Origin of the sequence: Sulfitobacter aquimarinus (assembly GCF_040149565.1) — a bacterium.
Lineage (GTDB): Bacteria > Pseudomonadota > Alphaproteobacteria > Rhodobacterales > Rhodobacteraceae > Sulfitobacter > Sulfitobacter aquimarinus.
Genome location: NZ_JBEFLO010000005.1, coordinates 157,479 through 176,090, shown reverse-complemented (window position 1 = coordinate 176,090; position 18,612 = coordinate 157,479). Strand labels below are relative to the sequence as shown.

The following is an 18,612-nucleotide window of genomic DNA, read 5'->3' as shown; positions in this document are numbered from 1 at the left end:
GGGTGTGTATAACCTTGTGCAAAGGTGTACCTCCGCCACGGTATTTTATTTAAGACCAAATAGATAAAAGCCTTAATTCATGTGTGTTTCAAATCAGGTTTGAAACGGAAAAGGCCGCGTTGTTTACAACGCGGCCTTTTGATTTATCAACAGCCAGCCCGCGTTATTGCGGCGACTTCACCTCGTACCGCAGCCCCTTGGCCGTGCCTTTGGCAAACCCTTTCCAATAGCTGTGGTCTTCCTTTGCGGTGCCGTCTTCGTTCATCGACCACACACCATCGTTGGAATTGGGTGTCAGCTCCAGATAGCTGCCCGCCTCGTTGTTGCTTTTCAGCGCATCGTCCATCCACGCAGTCACAAAGTGCTGCGCGATGTTGTTCATCCGCGCCGTGTTCCAGACCGGATCGGTATAGTGGTCCGATACGTAGGAGCCTTTATCTTCGTTGAAGTAAAAGCTCTCGGCAGGCGCAGGCATGGGCGCGCCTGCGTTATGGCCGCCGTTCTCATAGGTCAGCAGCGCGGTCTCGACCCCGCTCACGTTGTCCCAGATCGCGCGCACGCCGTTCTCATACAGTGATACATCGTCCTGCGAGCCTGCGATGAACAGCATCGGAATTTGCACGCCAGCAAGTCCTTCGGCGTCCCAAAAGCCCGTGTTCATGCCCCAAGGGCCGAACGCCACGGCGGTTTTGATCCGCGGATCAGGCAGCGCGTTGTGGGTGTCGGAGCCTGCTTGGTGGATGCCCAGCGTGCCATGCGGCCCGCCCCAGCTGTACGCGACCGAGGCTTCGGTCACGCCGCCACCTGCCGTGATGATAGCACCATAACCGCCCATCGAATAGCCGATCAGCCCTGTGTTATTCGCATCATAAAGCCCCGCAAACTCGCCGCCCTCTGCGGCGCGGCCCGCCATTTCTTCCAGCACAAACAGCTGATCCAGCGAGCGGTTCACCAAAGTCGAGCCAAAGGCGGCCTGCGTGCGGTAGGTGCTGTCAGTGTGGTCAATCGACGCCACGACATAGCCTTTGGACGCGAGGTTTTCGGCCAGATGGCTCAGCAAAAAGCGGTTACCGGGGTAGCCGTGGCTGATCAGGATCAGCGGATAGGGTGTATCGGTGCCCGCAGGCACCGCGTCGCGCATCGCTTTGCCGGTCAGGGTGACTTCGGTGGTGCCGTCCCGCAGAAAGGCGCGCATTTCGGTGCTGCCTGTCGCGTCTGCGGCGGCGGGGTACCACATCTCGACCGTCAGCGGACGGTCATAGCGGGGAAACTCGGCCGGTTTTTCAGCGGTGGGGTCGATGGACAGAATGTCGATCTGGTCGGGGTTCACCATCTCCAGCTGGCGCACGCCCACGGGCATCGGGCCATATGCGGCCAGTTCGGGCGCGTCGGGCAATTGGGTATCAATCGGGTTGGCCAAAGCGGCCCCGCCCGCGATCAAAGCAAGCGGTAGAACGGGTGTCAGTATCTTTTTCATGGTCGTCTCCTCCTCTTTTGCGAACAGTTTAGAGGCCGACACCCATCCCACAAGCTAAAGTTGCTTTGACGTAACGCCCGTTTACTGGGTGAAACTCAGCGCGAGGCGGGCCGCGTCCTGCGGGATGGCCCGAACACCGCCCGCAACCCGCCGCTTTTTCGACGTCCCCCACAAGCCAAGGCGCATCGCGTGCTTGACCTCCTCTGCGCCTCTGTACAAACCTGCGGTATGAGTACTGGAAAACTGACAATTGATCTGGCTGCGATTGCCGACAACTGGCGCGCATTGGCGAAAATCGCGGGCGTTGAGACGGGGGCCACGGTAAAGGCCGACGCCTACGGGTGTGACATCGGCCGCGTGGGCGCCCATCTGGCAGAAGCTGGCGTGCGCCAGTTCTTTGTCGCGATGGCCGAAGAAGGCTTGGCCCTGCGCAAGGCCATTGGCACGGGGCCGGTGATCTCGGTCTTTTCCGGGCATATGGCGGGAGATGCCGAAGTTATTGCAGGGGCCGAGCTGACGCCGATGGTGAACTCGCTCGACCAAATGCTGCGCCACGTCGAGGCATTGCCCGGCCACCCCTTTGGCCTGCAACTTGATACAGGTATGAACCGTCTGGGCATGGAGCCATCCGAATGGACCGCCCTGCGCGAGATTGCCCTGTCGCAAAACCCTGTGCTGGTCATGTCGCATCTGGCCTGCGCGGACGAACCTGCGCACCAGATGAACGAGCAACAGCGCAAACAGTTTGACGACATGACACAAGGGCTGTCGATCCCGCGCTCGCTGGCGGCGACGGGCGGCACGCTGCTGGGCCCGGACTATCACTATGATTTGGTGCGTCCGGGGATCGGGCTCTATGGAGGGATGCCCTTTGCCGATGCAAAACCCGTTGTCACGCTGGATATTCCGATCATCCAAACCCGCGAAGTCGCGGCGGGCGAAACGGTGGGCTACGGCAACACATGGACCGCGCAAACCCCTGCCCGCATCGCAACCATCGCAGCAGGCTATGCCGACGGGTTAATCCGCGCCATGGGCGCTGGCGCTACACTGCAAGCGGGCAGTGCTACGGTGCCCGTTGTGGGCCGTGTCTCCATGGATTCGATCACTGTCGACATCTCGGCGCTGCCCAACGCCCCCGAAAGCCTGCAATTGATCGGCCCCCACCAAGGCGTCGACGCTGTGGCGGATTACGCAGGCACCATCGGATACGAAATTCTGACCAGCCTTGGCCACCGTTACGCGCGGACATGGACCACCTGATGCAGGCGCTGCGCGTCGCCAATCTGGCGCTTCTTGTCCTCTACCCCATCGCGTGGTTTGCGCCCTTGATGCGGGCGGGATTGCTGCCGCTTTTTGGTCTGTCCGAGATTTCGGTGATGACGGGGCTGCAATCGCTTTGGGCCTCTGACATTTTTCTGGCGCTTGTCGTCACGGTCTTTGCACTGTTTGCGCCTTATCTGAAAACAATGGGTCTGGCGCTGCTGCAATTCGGCCTGCTCAGCCCGCGTTTGTCCAAACCGTTGGAGGTTCTGGGCAAGCTGGCCATGGCCGACATCTTTCTGATTGCCCTCTCTATTACCCTCACAAAGGGAATCGGTGTGGGCCGGATCGAGGTCGCGTGGGGGTTATATTTGTTTACCTTTTGCATCCTTGCGTCGATGCTTATCAGCTGGAAAACACAACAATTAATGTTTCGCACAGCGAATTGAGTGCCTTTCAGGAAACAATCCCGATTATTGCTGAGGATTCGTGGTTAAATTTCCCTTTGCAAGTGGTCGACCGCCCTTTATCCTGATTACAAGCATCGTTAAGCGGATTTCTGCTTGGGCTGCCACCTGAGGAACGCAATGCAACAGCTAAGAGCCATCGGCTTTTTCATTCAGTATATGATGCAACGCGCCGCGTTGTTCTTTTTTGCGGTCTGTGCGGCTGGGCTGACGGCAGCGACCATCATGGCATCCCTCGGGTTCTGGGCATGGATCGAAGTACCGATGAATTTCGCAGGCGAGCCGGTTGAGGCCGCAGGCATGTATCTGCAAATTGCCGCAACTGTTCTGGCCGCTGGCATATGCTTTTTCCTGCCCGCCAATGCGCGCATCATGCAGCTTGAAAACTCGCACCGCCGCTTTTCCGTCTCGATGGATGATGTGGCGCGGGCCTACGGTGCCGTACATGCCGCCGACCGTGGCCGCACCTTCCAGCTCAGCTCGGAGTTTGACGCCGTGCGCGAACGGCTCGCCTACCTGCGCGACCACCCCGACCTCAGCACACTAGAGCCCGCCCTACTGGAGGCCGCAGCCCAGATGAGCCACATCAGCCGCGAGTTGGCCGAGGTCTATTCAGACGACAAGATCCTGCGCGCCCGTAACTTCCTGAAACAGCGTCAGGAAGAGATCAACCTGTTCAACGACCGTTTGGAGCAAGCCAAATCCATCTCGACCGAGATGAAACACTGGCTGCACGAGGTTGAGTTGGAAGAAAGCGTCGCAGCGGCACAGTTGGCGCGCCTGTCCGAGGAAATGAACGAAATCCTGCCCCAACTGGGTCGTGAGACCGTTCTACAGGTCCAAGCGGCGGAACAGACGGGTGATGAGGAAACGCCGCTCGACAGCACCGCTCTTGATAACAGCGTCTACGAGCTGCCCAAAGCGGCGGAGTAGTGCGGGACGCGTAGAAAGCGCCCCGCCTTTGATCACTTCAGATATTTGGAATAGGCCCAGCCAATGCGGCCCTGCGCGCTGCGCACTTTGATCCAGTTGCCCGAACGCCCGACCATCCGCACTTCGGTCCCTGTATAAAGACGCTAGCGGATGCTGTATTCGGTTCCCGGGCCGCGGCGCATGTTCAAAAACCCGTCCGATGTAGGCTGCACATACAACAGCGGCCCGTTGTTGGCCTGTACCCGCACCAGAAAATTCTGTTAGGCCCAGCCGATTTCGCCGTTAGACAGGCGCACCTTCAGCCAGTTGCCCCGCTTGCCCAAACGCTCTACCTCGTTGCCGGGATAAAGCCGCGTGATAATCCCGTGGCTGGTGCCCGGTCCTGCACGCAGGTTCAGATAGCCATCCGACATCCCCTGCGCGGTATAGGTCTGCGCCAAGGCCGTCGTTGCCACCATCAAAAAGCCCATAATCAAGGCCAGTCGTTTTATCATCTATACCACTCTACCGTCGTTTCCCATTGAACCTGTCCGCGCCCCAAGGCACTAAAGCGTCATGGCAAAACCGATCAAACAATTCACCTGCACAAAATGCGCAGCAACCTACCCCAAATGGTCGGGTCGCTGCGATAATTGTGGCGAATGGAATACTATTCAAGAAGATAAGGGCATCAGCGCAGGCCCGCCCAGCAAATCACTCGGGGCGCGGCGCGGATCGTCCATGGCGCTGATGGACCTCGCCACCGAGGAAGCGCCCCCGCCGCGCACCTTGTCGGGTCTGAACGAGTTGGACCGCGTGTTGGGCGGCGGACTGGTTGCCGCCTCTGCCATTCTGGTCGGCGGTGATCCGGGCATCGGGAAATCCACCCTGCTGCTGCAAGCCGCCGCCGCCTTCGCCAATCGCGGCCTCAAGGTTGTCTATATCTCGGGCGAGGAAGCCTCGGCACAGGTGCGGATGCGTGCGCAGCGCCTTGGCCTGTCCGACGCCGCCGTCAAACTGGGCGCCGAGACGAACCTGCGCGACATTCTCACCACTCTGGACGCCGAGCGCCCCGCGCTGGCGATCATCGATTCGATCCAGACCATGTGGGCCGATAACGTAGAAAGCGCGCCCGGCTCTGTCTCTCAGGTACGTGCGGCTAGCCACGAACTAACCAGTTTCGCCAAACGCACCGGCACCTCGATTGTGCTGGTGGGCCACGTCACCAAAGAAGGCCAGATCGCAGGCCCCCGTGTGGTCGAACATATGGTCGACACGGTGCTTTACTTCGAGGGCGAGCGCGGCCACCCTTTCCGCATCCTGCGTTCGGTCAAGAACCGCTTTGGTCCCGCCGACGAGATCGGCGTGTTCGAGATGACGGGCCGCGGCCTGTCGGAGGTCACCAACCCTTCGGCGCTATTCCTCAGCGAACGCGGCCAACCCGCCGCAGGATCAGTCGTATTTGCAGGGATCGAGGGCACCCGCCCCGTCTTGGTCGAAATTCAGGCCCTCGTCGCGCCATCGCCCCATTCGCAGGCCCGCCGTACGGTTGTGGGCTGGGATGGTGGCCGTCTGGCGATGATACTGGCGGTGCTGGAGGCGCGTTGCGGGATTCCCTTTGCCGGGCTCGATGTCTATTTAAATGTTGCGGGCGGGATGAAGATCTCGGAACCTGCGGCCGATCTGGCCGTGGCCTGCGCACTTTTATCTGCCCGCGAAGATACGGCCCTTCCTGCCGAAACCGTTGTATTCGGGGAACTTAGCCTGTCGGGTGCGCTGCGTCCTGCGACGCAGACAGAAAACAGGTTGAAAGAAGCGCAAAAACTTGGTTTTACCTCCGCAATCGCACCCAAAGGCGGCAAAGCGGTGGTGGTCGAGGGTATCTCGACGCGCCCCATGTCGGATTTGACGGCGTTTGTGGGTGAAATATTCGGCGCGGGTTAACGCGCATCAGCAAGAAGCGAGACGAGCATGGAAGGTTTTACCATCATAGACGGCGTTGTGGCGCTGGTAATTGTGATGTCGGCGCTGCTTGCCTATGGGCGCGGTTTTGTGCGCGAGATGATGGCAATTGTCGGCTGGATCGCGGCCGCTGTGCTGGCCTATCTGTTTGCGCCGCAGGTTGAACCGCTGGTCCGCGAAATCCCCGTTGTCGGTGATTTCCTTGCGGATAGTTGTGAATTGTCGATCATCGGTGCTTTTACCTTGGTGCTGGCGATCACGCTGGTCGTTGTGTCGCTGTTCACGCCGCTGTTTTCCTCGCTGGTGCAACGGTCAATCCTTGGCGGGTTTGATCAGGCTTTGGGCTTTATCTTTGGCGTCGCACGCGGAGTTTTGTTGGTGGCGATCGGCTTTTTTGTCTATTCCACCGTCATCACCGGCCAGCAGTTTACAATGGTCGACGACAGCCGCTCGGCGCAGGTGTTCGGGCGCTTTGCCGACGACATCCAGAATTCGGATCCCGATCAGGCATTGGGCTGGATTACCGGCAAATACGAAGAGCTCGTTTCAAGCTGCACAGCCAGCTGAGGCCGCTTTAACCTTCGGGTAACTCAACACTGGTATCGCTTCCCAAACGATAGGAAGCATATAGAATGTATGATGATGCCTTGAACGATCTGTTTGCGCTGGTCGACTGTATTCCGACCCCCGTGTTCATGTTGGATGTGACGCCGGAAGGCACCCCCGTTTATGCGCATTTCAACAAGGCTGCGCTACGCAACGTGGGGCGCGAGCTGTCGGAAATCGTGGGCCACACCGCGATCGAGGTATTCGGAGAAGAGTTCGGCACGCCTGCCTACGATGAGCAGTACAAGGCCATCCAGACCCGCAAACCCCACACTTACGAATTCCAACTCCCCACCGGGAAAGACCTCCGCGTGGTGCGCACCACATTGTGGCCACAACTGGACGAAAACGGCGCCGTGAACCGCTTGATCGGCAGCGCTGCCGATGTCTCGACCGAATGGATCGCCTCCTCTGTAAAGGCCAAGCTGCGGGCCATCGACACCGAGGTCGAGCAATTCGTTTCCATGGCCGCCCATGACCTGCGCACCCCCATGCGCAATGTGATCGCCTTGGCAGATATGCTTGCGGAAGATTTTGAAGATCACGGCGACGGAAAGCGGGATTTGATCGATTTGCTGCGGCATACAGCAGACAAATCAATGGTGCTGATTACGGATGTTTTGTCCTTCGCCAGCACTCCCCGCGTTAATTCGGGCAACACGTTGTACCGGTTTGACACTTTGTGCGACGACATCATGGCAACGGTGGACCCGCAGGGAAACCACACCCTGCAAAGCACCGCCGTGTCCCTCTCAGGGGAAAAGACCGTGATGCAGGTCGTCTTGCGTAATCTGATTGATAACAGCATCAAACACGGCAATTCTGCCAACCTGCTGCTGCGCTGTACGGTCACGCAACAGCCCGACGGTTTTGTGAAAGTCACCTTGTGTGACAACGGCAAAGGCTTTGCCAATCCTGGTGTCGTCTTTTTGGACAGCGGCGATTTTCGCGTCGACAGCGGCTATGGCCTGCTGGCTGTGCGCCGCCTCATCCTGGCACGCGGTGGGACGATCCAAGCGAAAAACGACGACGATACGGGCGGCAGCTGCGTTATCTTCACCCTTCCCGGCGAACACGTCACAGTTAAGACCAGCCTAGAGGAGCATTTTCCGCCCAGCGATCCGGCACAACCCGCAAACGCAGAACGGCCCCAGTCGGAAACGTGCCGAAAAATCTAACTCACTGCGTGACTCTTGATGGCTGACCTCGTATGACGCCTTTAACCTTTGTCGGTATCAGGAGCGCCCCCCTTGTCCCACACCCCGCCCAAGACAATGCCCCCCGCACATCCCTTTGATACGTCCTATCTGTCTGATGTAGGCGACGACGATAAACTAAAGGAAGAATGCGGCATTTTCGGTGTTGTCGGCGTGTCCGACGCCGCGAATTTCGTAGCCCTTGGCCTGCACGCCTTGCAACACCGTGGACAAGAGGCTGGCGGCATCGTCACCCACTGCCCCGAGGTCGGGTTTCAATCCGCCCGCCGCTTTGGCTATGTCCGCGATAACTTTACCTCGCAAAAAGTGATGGAGACATTGCCCGGCCCGCTGTCCATCGGACATGTGCGCTACTCCACCGCCGGCACCAAGGGGCAGACCGCGATCCGCGATGTGCAGCCCTTCTTTGGCGAATTCGCCATGGGCGGCGCGGCGATTGCGCATAACGGCAACATCACCAACGCCAACGCCCTGCGCCGTGAGCTGATCGAGCGTGGCTCGATCTTCCAGTCCTCATCGGACAGTGAATGTATCATCCACCTGATGGCCCGTTCCCTGCAACGCACCATCCCCGAGCGGATGGAAGACGCGCTTCGCCGCGTCGAAGGCGCGTTCTCTGTTGTCGCCATGACCCGCACAAAACTGATCGGTGTGCGCGACCCCCTCGGCGTGCGGCCGCTGGTGTTGGGTAAAATCGGTGACGGTTGGGCGCTCAGCTCCGAGACGTGTGCGCTGGACATCATCGGTGCCGAATTCGTGCGCGAAATCAAACCCGGCGAGATGGTTGTCATCACCGAAGCTGGCGTGCAAAGCCATTTCCCCTTCCGCCCGCAGCCGTCCAAGTTCTGCATCTTCGAGCATGTCTATTTCTCGCGCCCCGACAGCATCTTGGGCGGCCGCTCGGTTTACGAGACACGCGAAGCGATTGGCCGCGAGCTGGCCAAGGAAAACCCGATTGAGGCCGATATGGTCTGTCCTGTGCCCGATTCAGGCACCCCCGCCGCGATCGGCTACAGCCTTGAATCGGGGATTCCCTATGCGATGGGCATCATCCGCAATCAATACATGGGCCGCACGTTCATTGAACCGACCGAGCAGATCCGCAACATGGGTGTGCGCCTGAAACTCAACGTGAACCGTGCGTTGGTCAAAGGCAAACGCATCATTCTGGTCGACGACAGCGTTGTGCGCGGCACCACGAGCCGCAAGATCAAGGAGATGATTTTGGACGCAGGTGCTGCCGAGGTTCACTTCCGCATTGCCTCGCCCCCGACCGCGTGGCCGTGTTTCTACGGCGTCGACACGCCCGACCGTGACAAGCTGCTGGCCGCCACCATGTCCGAGGAAGAGATGCGCGACCATTTGGGTGTTGATAGCCTCAAGTTCATCTCGCTCGACGGGCTTTACCGCGCCGTAGGTGAGGCCGAAGGCCGCAAGAAATCCTGCCCGCAGTATTGCGACGCTTGCTTCTCGGGCGAATATCCGGTGATCCCTGCGGATAAGGTCGAAGACGGCTTTGTCATGAAACCGGCGGCCGAGTAGCATACTGTCACAAACTGTCAGCAGCTTCGTGGTACGGTCGCCCAATGACAGATCCATTTGACCAAACGCTGAGCGCATGGCCCCCGCAGGCCTGCGCAGTTTTCAACAAAATTCGGGCGTTGATCCTTGAGACCGCGCAAACGGCGGGCGTCGGCACACTTGAGGAAAGCCTGAAGTGGCACCAACCTGCATGGCGGCCCCAAAAACCCCGCACGGGCAGCACCCTTCGGCTCAACTGGGATGCAGGCGCGCCAAATACAATCGCCCTGTTTGTGGATTGCAAAACCACCATCGCCGCTGAGATGTTCGCCGCCTACCCTTATGATTTCATGTATGAATCCAACCGTGGCCTGCGCCTGCACTTAGGCGCGCCCTTGCCCGAGCAGGCGATCGCCTATCTGGCCGAGCGGACCTTTACCTACCACCGCAAAAGCTGAGGCCCCGCGCCCCTCTTGACGCGATGCCCTGCCCCGCGCATACGAAGGCCATGACACAGAAAACCGCACTCATCACCGGCGCGTCACGCGGCCTTGGCGCTGCATTGGCCGAGGCGCTTGCGCCCACGCATCACATCATCGCCGTGGGCCGCACCGTCGGCGCGCTGGAAGAGCTTGACGACCGCATTCAGGCCAAGGGCGGCCAAGCCACGCTGGCCCCCATGAACATCACCGACATTGGTGCGATGCAAACCCTGTGCCGCGGCATCCATGACCGCTGGGGCAGCCTCGATCTGTGGTTGCACACCGCCGTGCATGCCGCCCCCCTGACGCCAAGCCACCATATCGACGCCAAAGACCTCGAGAAATCCATTGCGGGCAACATCACCGCCACCTCGACCCTGATCAACTATGTAGCACCGCTTTTGGGCACGGACGGTAAGGCCGTGTTCTTTGAAGACCCGATCGTGGGCGAGAAATTCTACGGCAGCTACGGCGCTACCAAAGCCGCGCAAATCGCGCTTGCCCGCAGTTGGCAAACCGAAACCGCCCGCATCGGCCCGCAGGTTGCGATTGTGACACCGCAGCCCATGCCCACGGCCACCCGTGCCCGTTTCTTCCCCGGTGAAGACCGCGATGCACTGCACGACATCCACGCCGAGGCGGCACGCCTCTTGGCAACACTCCAGAAATAACGCCGCGTTCGCTTGCCCGCATAGCGCTGCTCGCTTATCAAGGCGCAAAGGGGCAGTCATATGCGTATTCTCATCACCAACGACGACGGTATCAACGCGCCTGGTCTGGCCGTTCTCGAAGGGATCGCCACCACGCTGGCCGGCCCCGAGGGCGAGGTTTGGACCATCGCGCCAGCGTTTGAGCAATCTGGCGTAGGCCATTGTATCAATTACACAAAGCCCACCCTCATCACGCAACTCTCCGAGCGGCGTTATATGATCGAGGGCAGCCCCGCCGATTGCATTCTGTGCGCGCTTTATGACCCGATGAAGGACGCCCGCCCCGATCTGATCCTGTCGGGCGTGAACCGTGGCAACAACGCCGCTGAGAACACGCTTTACTCAGGCACCATCGGTGCCGCGATCGAGGGTGCGCTTCAGGGTGTGCCATCCATCGCCCTCTCGCAATTCTACGGCCCCGCCAACCGCGACCTTGATGACCCGTTCGAAGCCGCAGTCGAGCACGGCGCAGACGTCTGCCGCCGCATTCTGGATCAACAAAGCGCCGATGCAAACGGCTATAGCGTCTTTTGGAACGTGAACTTCCCGCCCGTCGCCGCGAAAGACGTAAAAGGCATCCGCACGGCGCCCCAAGGGCGCAGGCCGGGCGTGAATTTCTCGACCATCCCCCATGATGCGCCCAACGGGCGGCGGTTTTTGTGGATCGCGGGCGGCAACCAGCAAATCCCGCCCGCCGCTGGCTCTGACGCGGCGGTCAACCTTGAGGGCTATATCTCGGTCACGCCGATGCGTGCGGACCTGACGGCGCATGACGTCTTTGGCGATCTGGCGGGCCTCAACACATGACCGATATGGACGACGACGACAGCATTGCGCAGCGCAAGATGCAGTTCCTCTACGCCTTGCGCTCCAAGGGGGTGACAAACAATGCCGTGCTGGGCGCGATGGAGGCCGTGGACCGCGGCCCCTTCATCCGTGGCCTCTTTGCTGAGCGCGCCTATGAGGACATGCCCCTGCCCATCGCCTGTGGCCAAACGATCAGCCAGCCTTCGGTTGTCGGGTTGATGACCCAAGCGTTGGAGATCAGCCCGCGTGACAAAGTGCTCGAAATCGGGACAGGATCGGGCTATCAGGCCGCGATCCTGTCAAAGCTGGCGCGGCGCGTCTATACTATCGACCGCCACCGCCGCCTTGTGCAAGAAGCCCGCGTTGTCTTTGACGCGCTTGACCTGACCAACATCACTGCGCTGACCGCAGATGGCAGCTTTGGCCTGCCCGAACAGGCGCCGTTTGACCGTATCATCGTGACCGCCGCAGCCGAAGACCCTCCCGGCCCACTGCTTGCGCAGCTCAAGGAAGGGGGCATCATGGTGGTGCCCGTCGGCCAGTCGGATGCCGTGCAGCACTTGATCCGTGTGCGAAAAACCGCCGATGGGCTCGAATATGACGAAATGAGGGCCGTTCGCTTTGTTCCGCTGCTCGAAGGGTTGGGCAAAGACACATAATGTGGTAACAGTGCTGAAAATTCCGGGCACACGGAATGGGCAGTGACAAGGACCACTTCGATGACAGTATTTAACAAGCGCATTCCGATGCGTATTTCGCTTCTTGCAGGCGTGGCTTGCGTGGGCTTGGCCGGATGCAGTGACCCGCTAGACTTCGATTTGCGTGGCCTTGGCGGCGGGTTTTCAACCGCAAATGCAGCACAGGCACCGCTTGCCGAACGGCCCAAACCTGATGACCGTGGCGTCATCTCTTATCCCAACTATCAGGTGGCTGTGGCGCGCCGTGGCGATACGCTGGTCTCTGTTGCCAATCGCGTGGGCCTGCCCGTCGCCGCCCTTGCCAAATTTAACGGCATCGACCCCAAAGTCACCCTGCGCAAGGACGAGGTCATCGCCCTGCCCAGCCGCGTGGCCGAACCCTCGCCCGCCACAGGTGCCACGACCACGGGTCCGATCAAACCCGTGGATGTCACCGCAGTCGCAGGCGGCGCGATTGAGCGTGCCCCCGCCACACCAGGCGTGCAAACCACTGCCCTGAAACCCGCCGCCCAAACAGGCCGCGAACCCACCCGCCACAAGGTCGAGCGGGGCGAGACAGCCTTTACCGTCGCCCGCCTTTATTCGGTGCCGGTCAAGGATCTGGCCGAATGGAACGGCTTGGCCGCCGATTTTGCGATCCGCGAAGGGCAATTCCTGCTGATCCCCGTCGCCTCCCAGAACCCGCCAAAAACCGCACCTGCGAAAACGGCGACTGCCACGCTCAAGCCACCCCTACCGGGCCAAGGCTCGGCCACGCCAACGCCGCCGTCGGCAACCAAACCCCTGCCCGATGAAAAGATCGCACCCGCCGCGGCACCGGCCAAACCCGCCGCGACGCCAACCGCGCCCACGCAAACTGCAGCGGCCCCCAAACCCGCGCCTGCGCCTGCGCCTAAACCCGTCGCAGACGTCGGCAAAACAACCAAACCCGCCGCCAAAGGCAGGTTGGTCCGCCCCGTGGCGGGCACGATCATCCGCGATTACGCCAAAGGGCGGAATGAAGGTATCAACATCAAAGCCGCACCCGGCTCGGCGGTGAAAGCTGCCGAAGCAGGCACCGTCATCGCATTGACCAAAAGCCCCGAAGGCGTGCCGATCATCATTGTGCGCCACCCCGATCAGCTGATCACGGTCTATGCAAACGTCGACGATGTATCGGTAAAAACAGGCCAAAAAGTACAGCGCGGCGAAAGCATTGCCAAACTGCGCAGCGGCGACGATTCCTTCGTCCACTTTCAGGTCCGCAAAGGCACCGACAGCGTCGACCCCAATCCTTTCCTGAACTAACTGACCAGACGCCGATTTTTTCTGGCCCTAAATCCTACGGGGAATTCCTGCGCCGCAAGGCGCGGGAATGGGGTAGCGCCCCTAACGGCGCAACGCCACACCCTGACGCCCGGCCAGATCAGTAAAATACTGCCATGCCACACGGCCAGAGCGGCTCCCCCGCGTGGCCTGCCATTCGATCGCCTCGGCCCGCAGCGTGTCTTCGTCGATCACGACGCCATGCGCATCGCAATAGCCACGGATCATCGCCAGATATTGGTCCTGATCACAGGGATGGAACCCCAGCCACAGCCCAAAACGATCCGAGAGCGATACCTTCTCCTCCACCGCTTCGGCTGGGTTGATCGCTGATCCGCGCTCATTCTCGATCATGTCACGGGGCATCAGATGGCGGCGGTTGGACGTAGCATAAAGCACGACATTCTCGGGCCGCCCTTCAATCCCGCCATCCAGAACCGCCTTGAGCGACTTATAATGCGCGTCGTCATTGCTGAAACTCAGGTCATCGCAAAACAGGATAAACCGCGCCTGCGCACCGCGCAGCAGGTTGAGCAAGCGCCCGACCGATGGCAAATCCTCACGCTGCAACTCAACGATCTTCAGCGCGTCGTATTCCGCGTGAACAGCGCCGTGTACTGCTTTGACAAGGCTGGATTTTCCCATCCCGCGCGCGCCCCACAAAAGGGCGTTATTCGCAGGCAATCCCGCCGCGAATTGTGCGGTGTTCTTCAGCAAGGTATCGCGCGACCGATCCACCCCCAGCAGTAAGGATATATCGACACGGCTGACCTGCTCGACAGGCTCCAACCGGTCCGGCCCCGTGTGCCACACAAAGGCAGAGGCCGCGTCGAAATCAGGCGCCCCCAGCGGCGCGGGAGCCATCCGCTCCAGCGCCGCTGCAATCCGGTCCATAGGATCGTCAATCATGTGTCTTTATCCGTGCGTTCTTCGACAATCGGGTCTTCGCGGTCCATTTCTTCCGCCATTGCGTCGAAATCGGCCTCGTCCTCTTCGTCGTAGAACCCGTCTTCGCGCAGCTGCTTTTCTCGCTTGGCGTCCACACGGGCCACAAGGAAGATCGAAATCTCATACAGACCGTAGACCACGACAAACAGGATCAGTTGCGTCACTACATCGGGTGGCGTCACCAAAGCGGCCAGCAGCAAGATGCCCACCAGAGCGTATTTACGCACATTGCGCAGGCCTTCGGCGCTGACCAGTCCCGCCTTGCCCATCAGGGTCAGCAGAACAGGCAATTGGAAACACAGCCCAAAAGCCACGATCATTTTCAGTGTGATATCAAGGCTTTCATTCACCTTACCGTTGAACACAATATCAATCCCGCTCTCGCGGACGTCACCTTCGATGATCAGCGCAGACAGATAGCTTGCCGCATCCGAGAACCCCAGGAAGAACTGCATCGCAAGCGGTACAACCACATAATGCGCAAACGCGGCCCCCATCAGGAACAGCACAGGAGAGGCAACCAGAAATGGCAAAAACGCGTTCTTCTCGTTCTTGTACAGTCCCGGTGCTACAAACCGCCAAAGCTGCGTGGCAATCACGGGAAAGCTGATCGCAAGCCCGCCCACCATCGAGATGCGGATCAGGGTAAAGAAATATTCCTGCGGGGCGGTGTATTGCATCACAGGGTTGGGGTTGCCCAGATTGCGCATGGTCTTTTCAATCGGCACCAGCAGGAAATCGAGGATCATGCTGCCAAACGAAAAGCAGATGATCATGCCCACGACAAACGCCAGAACCGAACGGATCAGCCGCGTGCGCAGCTCTGCCAGATGTTCGATCAGCGGGGCGGCGCTGTCGTCGATAGTGTTGTCACTGGAACTCATGTGTCTGCTTTCTTGGCGGCCAGAGACTCGTTCAAAACCGCCTCAAGCTCCTCTGCCTTCTCCATCGCCTCTTTCGCCTCACGCGCTTTGCGCTCGGCTGCGGCGCGGGCGGTGCCGGCCTGAATGCGTTTGACGTCTTCGGCCCGTTTCGCGGCCAGCTTGGCCGTTTCGCTGTCAGGCTCCAGATCGGTGATCGAGGACGCCGCCTCTTTCACGCCGTCCATCGCTGTGCCGACAGGGTTTGTCGCGGCCTTCAGCGATTTGTTCAGGCCGCTCGCCATGTCGCGCACGCCTGTATCATCGGCCGCATCGTTCATGGCGCTAGAGAACTCCCGCGCCATTCCCTTGGCCTTGCCGACCATCTGGCCCACCTTGCGAAACATCACGGGCAGGTCTTTGGGGCCGACGACGATCAACGCCACAACCCCCACCACCAGCATTTCGGTCATGCCAAGATCGAACATAGGGTCTTAGACCTTGTCTTTTGCGTCGACTTCGGGCTGTGGAATATCGGCCACATCGTCGGCTTTCTCTTCCAGCAGTTCTTTTTCGCCCTCGTTGATGCCCTTTTTGAAGCTGGTGATGCCTTTGCCGACTTCACCCATCAGTGACGAGATTTTGCCGCGGCCAAACAGAACCAGAACCACAACCGCAATCAGCAGCAGACCGGGCAGACCAATATTATTCAACATGTCATTCTCCTAAAGCATGTGTTCTGCCCCAAATCGGCAGAGTGTCGGTCATCTGCGTAGCAAAGCCGGCGCTGCGCAGGAATACCAAAGCCGCACGTCAGGCGGCGTGATCCTGAAAAAGCAGCACTGCGCGGGCCTTGCCAGCCACTCCTGACAGGTTTATGTCAGTTGCATGGCCCGCAGTGACCGTCTTTTCGATTTGTTGACCCTGTTGCGCGATGGGCAGACCCATACCGCCGACAGGCTGGCGCGCCGTTTGGGCGTCAGCACCCGCACGCTTTACCGCGATATGGAGACGCTGGCCGCATCGGGCGTGCCTGTGCAGGGCACACGGGGCACGGGTTATAGGCTGGCGCAGGTGACGACCCTGCCGCCCTTGTCGCTGACAGAGGCGGAGGTTGAGGCGCTCAACCTCGGGCTTGCCATTGCGGCGCAGGTGGCCGACCCCGCGCTGAGGACCGCGACAGACAGTTTGACGGAGAAGCTGGATGCCGTGTTGCCGCAAACGGCAGTGGCGCAGCGGGATGCGTGGAAATTCGCGGCCTCACCCTTCGCCGACAGGGCGCGGGGCTTTGCGCATATGCCCACGGTGCGGGCGGCCATCACAGCGCGTCAAAAGCTGCACATCACCTATACCGACCGTAACGGCACCGTAACATCGCGCACCATTCGCCCGCTGCATATGGAATACTTCGCCCGCATCTGGACGCTCACCGCATGGTGTGAAACGGCCAATGCCCACCGCGACTTCCGCCTTGATCACATCAGCGCGGCACAGGCCCTGCCCGAGCTTTTCACCGATGAGGCAGGCAAGACGCTGGCCGACTATATCAGGGCTTGAGCGTCCAACCCGATTGCCGGGGCAGGAACGCTTCGACGCTGGCCTGCGCGACCACGATCGTCTCGTCGCCAGAGGGCACATTCAACCCGCCCAACACCGCACGCACCTCGGCGCGGCCGCGTGGCAATGTCGCCCGCAGGGCGTCCAGATCCAGCTGGTCGGGTTCTTGCACACCGACAGTGACCTGCACCCGCATCGCATCATGCGGCAGGTCGATTACACCGAAAATCGGTAGGGATGAGTGGCGAAACGCGTCCTCAATCGCGCGTTTGGCGGCTTTGGTGTAATCCATGCCGTGCAGATCGTTGCCCATGCCCATCTCGATAATAAGTCGTTGTTCAGCCATCTGCACGCTCCATATCAAAGCCGACGGACAGGGCGACATTGGCCATCACCGTGGGGTTGCCCGTACCTTCGGGGCGCGGAACGTCCAGACCGCCGCGGGTCACGTTCACCGTCACCTGTCCGTAGGGAAAGACAGCGCGCAACGCCTCTGCGTCCACCTCCTCGGGCTTGGCCACGCCTACGTCCAGCGTGATGCGCATGTCCTCTTTGTCAAAGCCGAAAACCTCCGCCAGATTGATCGAGTTATGCCACAGCGCGTCCTGCACCGCGCGGCTGGCCGCTTGGGTATAGTCGCCCCGCCGCAGGGATGTTCCCATCCCGAATTCCACCAACAGCTTTTGCATAGCACGTCCCCTTTTACAAAGTTGCCCCGAACCCGATCAATGCGCGTCCCTGCCGAATACAAAACACCGATCACGGCGGATTGTCAGCCACATAACGGTGCCTGCGGCAGGCATGAACACATTGGGCACCGTGGCCTTGAGCACGCTGCCGTCATGGTCCATGCGAAATTCGATCAGGCTTTCGTTGCCCATAAACCGCGCCCGCTCGACCACGGCGCGTGCAGGCGTGCCGTCGGCGGCAGTGGGCAGTGGCCCTTTGCCCGCACGGTCAAAATCAATCCGCACATGCTGCGGGCGGAACACAATGTCGACGTCAGTGCCATCGGGCACACCGGGTGCCAGAAACCTGCCAAACGGCGTTTGCGCCAGCGCCCCTTCGACCCGCGCGCGCAGCACATTGGCATCCGAGAAGAACGAGACCGCCGCACGGTCCAAGGGCCGCGTGTAGACATTATAGGGCGCGCCCTGCTGCACAATCTTGCCGTCGCGCATCAGCGCGATCTCGTCGGCCATGCGCATCGCCTCATCCGGCTCGTGCGTGACCAGCAGCACGGCGGTGTCTTCTTCTTTCAGGATGCTCAGCGTCTCATCACGGATACCGTCGCGCAGGCGGTTATCAAGACCGCTGAACGGCTCGTCCATCAGCATGATCCGCGGACGCGGGGCCAGTGCGCGGGCCAGCGCCACGCGCTGCTGCTCGCCCCCCGACAGCTGGTGCGGGAAGCCGTCGATGAACCGCGTGAGGTCGACGCGGGCCAGCAATTCCTCGACCCTTGCGCGTTTCTCGGCCTTGGTGCCGCGCAGCCCGTAGGCCACATTTTGCGCCACGCTCAGATGCGGGAACAGAGCAAAGTCCTGAAACATCAGGCCAATCTCGCGCCGCTCGGGCGGGACGCGGAACACCGTGTCGCAAATCAGCTTGCCATCCACATGGATTGTGCCGCTGTCCTGCATCTCGACGCCTGCGATCATCCGCAGGGTTGTTGACTTGCCACAGCCCGACGGGCCCAGCAGGCAGGTCACCTGCCCCGGCATGATTGTCAGGCTCACGTCGTCGACCACGGCGCGGCCCTCAAAGCTGCGGCGCAGGTTGCGGATTTCCAGACGGGGCGTCTCGTTCTGCATGCGGCG

Annotated in this window: 22 protein-coding genes and 1 pseudogene; 13 read left to right on the top strand and 10 right to left on the bottom strand. The window is 60.4% G+C overall.

Translation table 11 applies throughout. The annotated features are described in order from the left end of the window. Positions 1-163 precede the first annotated feature (163 nt). Positions 164-1,477 carry an alpha/beta hydrolase family protein gene (locus tag ABMC88_RS11720; protein WP_349577071.1) on the bottom strand — a complete coding sequence of 438 codons (1,314 nt, stop codon included), beginning with the start codon at positions 1,475-1,477 and terminating at the stop codon, positions 164-166. 228 nt (positions 1,478-1,705) lie between these two features. Here ABMC88_RS11720 and alr point away from each other — a divergent pair, with 228 nt between their 5' ends. From alr to ABMC88_RS11705, 3 genes are all read left to right on the top strand, one after another. Further along, positions 1,706-2,740, top strand: coding sequence for an alanine racemase (alr, locus tag ABMC88_RS11715; RefSeq protein ID WP_349577070.1), 1,035 nt, complete (start codon positions 1,706-1,708; stop codon positions 2,738-2,740). Then, positions 2,740-3,189, top strand: coding sequence for a paraquat-inducible protein A (locus tag ABMC88_RS11710; protein WP_349577069.1), 450 nt, complete (start codon positions 2,740-2,742; stop codon positions 3,187-3,189). The genes alr and ABMC88_RS11710 overlap by 1 nt, the downstream gene beginning before the upstream one ends. 138 nt (positions 3,190-3,327) lie before the next feature. Continuing rightward, positions 3,328-4,140, top strand: coding sequence for a DNA repair protein (locus ABMC88_RS11705; RefSeq protein ID WP_349577068.1), 813 nt, complete (start codon positions 3,328-3,330; stop codon positions 4,138-4,140). 32 nt (positions 4,141-4,172) lie between these two features. On the opposite strand, the pseudogene ABMC88_RS18530 reads toward ABMC88_RS11705, so the two are convergent. Continuing rightward, positions 4,173-4,271, bottom strand: a pseudogene (locus ABMC88_RS18530) (SH3 domain-containing protein); the annotation flags it as partial. 129 nt (positions 4,272-4,400) lie between these two features. Further along, the gene (locus ABMC88_RS11700) at positions 4,401-4,634 is read right to left on the bottom strand and encodes an SH3 domain-containing protein (RefSeq protein ID WP_349577067.1); all 234 of its coding nucleotides are present in this window, start codon (positions 4,632-4,634) and stop codon (positions 4,401-4,403) included. A gap of 61 nt (positions 4,635-4,695) precedes the next feature. Here ABMC88_RS11700 and radA point away from each other — a divergent pair, with 61 nt between their 5' ends. The 9 genes from radA to ABMC88_RS11655 all read left to right on the top strand — a co-directional run bounded on the left by radA (position 4,696) and on the right by ABMC88_RS11655 (position 13,409). Further along, a complete protein-coding gene (gene radA, locus ABMC88_RS11695; RefSeq protein ID WP_349577066.1) occupies positions 4,696-6,063 on the top strand; it encodes a DNA repair protein RadA in 1,368 nt (455 codons plus the stop codon). Positions 6,064-6,090: 27 nt separating this feature from the next. Next, complete coding sequence (locus ABMC88_RS11690) at positions 6,091-6,648, top strand: CvpA family protein (protein ID WP_349577065.1); 558 nt, start codon at positions 6,091-6,093, stop codon at positions 6,646-6,648. A 65-nt stretch (positions 6,649-6,713) separates the two neighbouring features. After that, on the top strand, positions 6,714-7,865 hold the full coding sequence (locus ABMC88_RS11685; protein ID WP_349577064.1) for a PAS domain-containing sensor histidine kinase: 1,152 nt from the start codon (positions 6,714-6,716) through the stop codon (positions 7,863-7,865). Between the two features lie 96 nt (positions 7,866-7,961). Further along, positions 7,962-9,446: an amidophosphoribosyltransferase gene (gene purF / locus ABMC88_RS11680; protein WP_349577148.1), complete on the top strand. Its 1,485-nt coding sequence runs from the start codon at positions 7,962-7,964 to the stop codon at positions 9,444-9,446. 44 nt (positions 9,447-9,490) lie between these two features. Then, complete coding sequence (locus ABMC88_RS11675) at positions 9,491-9,883, top strand: DUF1801 domain-containing protein (protein WP_349577063.1); 393 nt, start codon at positions 9,491-9,493, stop codon at positions 9,881-9,883. Between the two features lie 50 nt (positions 9,884-9,933). Next, positions 9,934-10,578: an SDR family NAD(P)-dependent oxidoreductase gene (locus ABMC88_RS11670; RefSeq protein WP_349577062.1), complete on the top strand. Its 645-nt coding sequence runs from the start codon at positions 9,934-9,936 to the stop codon at positions 10,576-10,578. 60 nt (positions 10,579-10,638) lie between these two features. Further along, the gene (gene surE / locus ABMC88_RS11665; protein WP_349577061.1) at positions 10,639-11,424 is read left to right on the top strand and encodes a 5'/3'-nucleotidase SurE; all 786 of its coding nucleotides are present in this window, start codon (positions 10,639-10,641) and stop codon (positions 11,422-11,424) included. After that, the gene (locus ABMC88_RS11660) at positions 11,421-12,083 is read left to right on the top strand and encodes a protein-L-isoaspartate(D-aspartate) O-methyltransferase (protein WP_439655595.1); all 663 of its coding nucleotides are present in this window, start codon (positions 11,421-11,423) and stop codon (positions 12,081-12,083) included. Before surE ends, ABMC88_RS11660 begins: the two co-directional genes overlap by 4 nt. 60 nt (positions 12,084-12,143) lie before the next feature. Continuing rightward, positions 12,144-13,409 carry a peptidoglycan DD-metalloendopeptidase family protein gene (locus tag ABMC88_RS11655; protein WP_349577060.1) on the top strand — a complete coding sequence of 422 codons (1,266 nt, stop codon included), beginning with the start codon at positions 12,144-12,146 and terminating at the stop codon, positions 13,407-13,409. Positions 13,410-13,490: 81 nt separating this feature from the next. Here the strand turns inward: ABMC88_RS11655 and ABMC88_RS11650 are convergent, their stop codons facing one another. From ABMC88_RS11650 to tatA, 4 genes are read right to left on the bottom strand one after another with little or no spacing between them, the layout of a single operon-like run. Then, on the bottom strand, positions 13,491-14,336 hold the full coding sequence (locus ABMC88_RS11650; protein WP_349577059.1) for an ATP-binding protein: 846 nt from the start codon (positions 14,334-14,336) through the stop codon (positions 13,491-13,493). Continuing rightward, positions 14,333-15,259, bottom strand: coding sequence for a twin-arginine translocase subunit TatC (gene tatC, locus ABMC88_RS11645; RefSeq protein WP_349577058.1), 927 nt, complete (start codon positions 15,257-15,259; stop codon positions 14,333-14,335). Before tatC ends, ABMC88_RS11650 begins: the two co-directional genes overlap by 4 nt. Beyond that, positions 15,256-15,723, bottom strand: coding sequence for a Sec-independent protein translocase protein TatB (gene tatB, locus ABMC88_RS11640; protein ID WP_349577057.1), 468 nt, complete (start codon positions 15,721-15,723; stop codon positions 15,256-15,258). The genes tatC and tatB overlap by 4 nt, the downstream gene beginning before the upstream one ends. Positions 15,724-15,729: 6 nt before the next feature. Next, positions 15,730-15,951 carry a twin-arginine translocase TatA/TatE family subunit gene (gene tatA / locus ABMC88_RS11635; protein WP_349577056.1) on the bottom strand — a complete coding sequence of 74 codons (222 nt, stop codon included), beginning with the start codon at positions 15,949-15,951 and terminating at the stop codon, positions 15,730-15,732. A gap of 172 nt (positions 15,952-16,123) precedes the next feature. On the opposite strand from tatA, the gene ABMC88_RS11630 reads away from it, so the two are divergent. Then, entirely contained in the window at positions 16,124-16,792 is a 669-nt protein-coding gene (locus tag ABMC88_RS11630) for a helix-turn-helix transcriptional regulator (RefSeq protein WP_349577055.1), read from the top strand. Here the strand turns inward: ABMC88_RS11630 and ABMC88_RS11625 are convergent. Genes ABMC88_RS11625 through ABMC88_RS11615 form a run of 3 tightly spaced genes read right to left on the bottom strand, consistent with a single transcriptional unit; the run spans position 16,782 to position 18,606 of the window. Next, complete coding sequence (locus ABMC88_RS11625) at positions 16,782-17,138, bottom strand: Lin0512 family protein (RefSeq protein WP_349577054.1); 357 nt, start codon at positions 17,136-17,138, stop codon at positions 16,782-16,784. The two genes, ABMC88_RS11630 and ABMC88_RS11625, sit on opposite strands and share 11 nt — an antisense overlap. Beyond that, positions 17,131-17,481 carry a Lin0512 family protein gene (locus ABMC88_RS11620; protein ID WP_349577053.1) on the bottom strand — a complete coding sequence of 117 codons (351 nt, stop codon included), beginning with the start codon at positions 17,479-17,481 and terminating at the stop codon, positions 17,131-17,133. Before ABMC88_RS11620 ends, ABMC88_RS11625 begins: the two co-directional genes overlap by 8 nt. Positions 17,482-17,517: 36 nt before the next feature. Continuing rightward, positions 17,518-18,606: an ABC transporter ATP-binding protein gene (locus ABMC88_RS11615; RefSeq protein ID WP_349577052.1), complete on the bottom strand. Its 1,089-nt coding sequence runs from the start codon at positions 18,604-18,606 to the stop codon at positions 17,518-17,520. Positions 18,607-18,612 lie beyond the last annotated feature (6 nt).

Bases quoted from the DNA above. Each gene is read 5' to 3' on its own strand.
- ABMC88_RS11705 (WP_349577068.1), top strand. From the start codon at position 3,328: ATGCAACAGCTAAGAGCCATCGGCTTTTTCATTCAGTATATGATGCAA.
- ABMC88_RS11620 (WP_349577053.1), bottom strand. From the start codon at position 17,481: ATGCAAAAGCTGTTGGTGGAATTCGGGATGGGAACATCCCTGCGGCGG.
- tatA (WP_349577056.1), bottom strand. From the start codon at position 15,951: ATGTTGAATAATATTGGTCTGCCCGGTCTGCTGCTGATTGCGGTTGTG.
- surE (WP_349577061.1), top strand. From the start codon at position 10,639: ATGCGTATTCTCATCACCAACGACGACGGTATCAACGCGCCTGGTCTG.
- ABMC88_RS11670 (WP_349577062.1), top strand. From the start codon at position 9,934: ATGACACAGAAAACCGCACTCATCACCGGCGCGTCACGCGGCCTTGGC.
- ABMC88_RS11690 (WP_349577065.1), top strand. From the start codon at position 6,091: ATGGAAGGTTTTACCATCATAGACGGCGTTGTGGCGCTGGTAATTGTG.
- ABMC88_RS11630 (WP_349577055.1), top strand. From the start codon at position 16,124: ATGGCCCGCAGTGACCGTCTTTTCGATTTGTTGACCCTGTTGCGCGAT.
- ABMC88_RS11615 (WP_349577052.1), bottom strand. From the start codon at position 18,606: ATGCAGAACGAGACGCCCCGTCTGGAAATCCGCAACCTGCGCCGCAGC.
- ABMC88_RS11700 (WP_349577067.1), bottom strand. From the start codon at position 4,634: ATGATAAAACGACTGGCCTTGATTATGGGCTTTTTGATGGTGGCAACG.
- purF (WP_349577148.1), top strand. From the start codon at position 7,962: ATGCCCCCCGCACATCCCTTTGATACGTCCTATCTGTCTGATGTAGGC.
- alr (WP_349577070.1), top strand. From the start codon at position 1,706: ATGAGTACTGGAAAACTGACAATTGATCTGGCTGCGATTGCCGACAAC.
- ABMC88_RS11710 (WP_349577069.1), top strand. From the start codon at position 2,740: ATGCAGGCGCTGCGCGTCGCCAATCTGGCGCTTCTTGTCCTCTACCCC.
- ABMC88_RS11655 (WP_349577060.1), top strand. From the start codon at position 12,144: ATGACAGTATTTAACAAGCGCATTCCGATGCGTATTTCGCTTCTTGCA.
- tatB (WP_349577057.1), bottom strand. From the start codon at position 15,723: ATGTTCGATCTTGGCATGACCGAAATGCTGGTGGTGGGGGTTGTGGCG.
- ABMC88_RS11625 (WP_349577054.1), bottom strand. From the start codon at position 17,138: ATGGCTGAACAACGACTTATTATCGAGATGGGCATGGGCAACGATCTG.
- ABMC88_RS11660 (WP_439655595.1), top strand. From the start codon at position 11,421: ATGACCGATATGGACGACGACGACAGCATTGCGCAGCGCAAGATGCAG.
- ABMC88_RS11720 (WP_349577071.1), bottom strand. From the start codon at position 1,477: ATGAAAAAGATACTGACACCCGTTCTACCGCTTGCTTTGATCGCGGGC.
- radA (WP_349577066.1), top strand. From the start codon at position 4,696: ATGGCAAAACCGATCAAACAATTCACCTGCACAAAATGCGCAGCAACC.
- ABMC88_RS11675 (WP_349577063.1), top strand. From the start codon at position 9,491: ATGACAGATCCATTTGACCAAACGCTGAGCGCATGGCCCCCGCAGGCC.
- ABMC88_RS11685 (WP_349577064.1), top strand. From the start codon at position 6,714: ATGTATGATGATGCCTTGAACGATCTGTTTGCGCTGGTCGACTGTATT.
- tatC (WP_349577058.1), bottom strand. From the start codon at position 15,259: ATGAGTTCCAGTGACAACACTATCGACGACAGCGCCGCCCCGCTGATC.
- ABMC88_RS11650 (WP_349577059.1), bottom strand. From the start codon at position 14,336: ATGATTGACGATCCTATGGACCGGATTGCAGCGGCGCTGGAGCGGATG.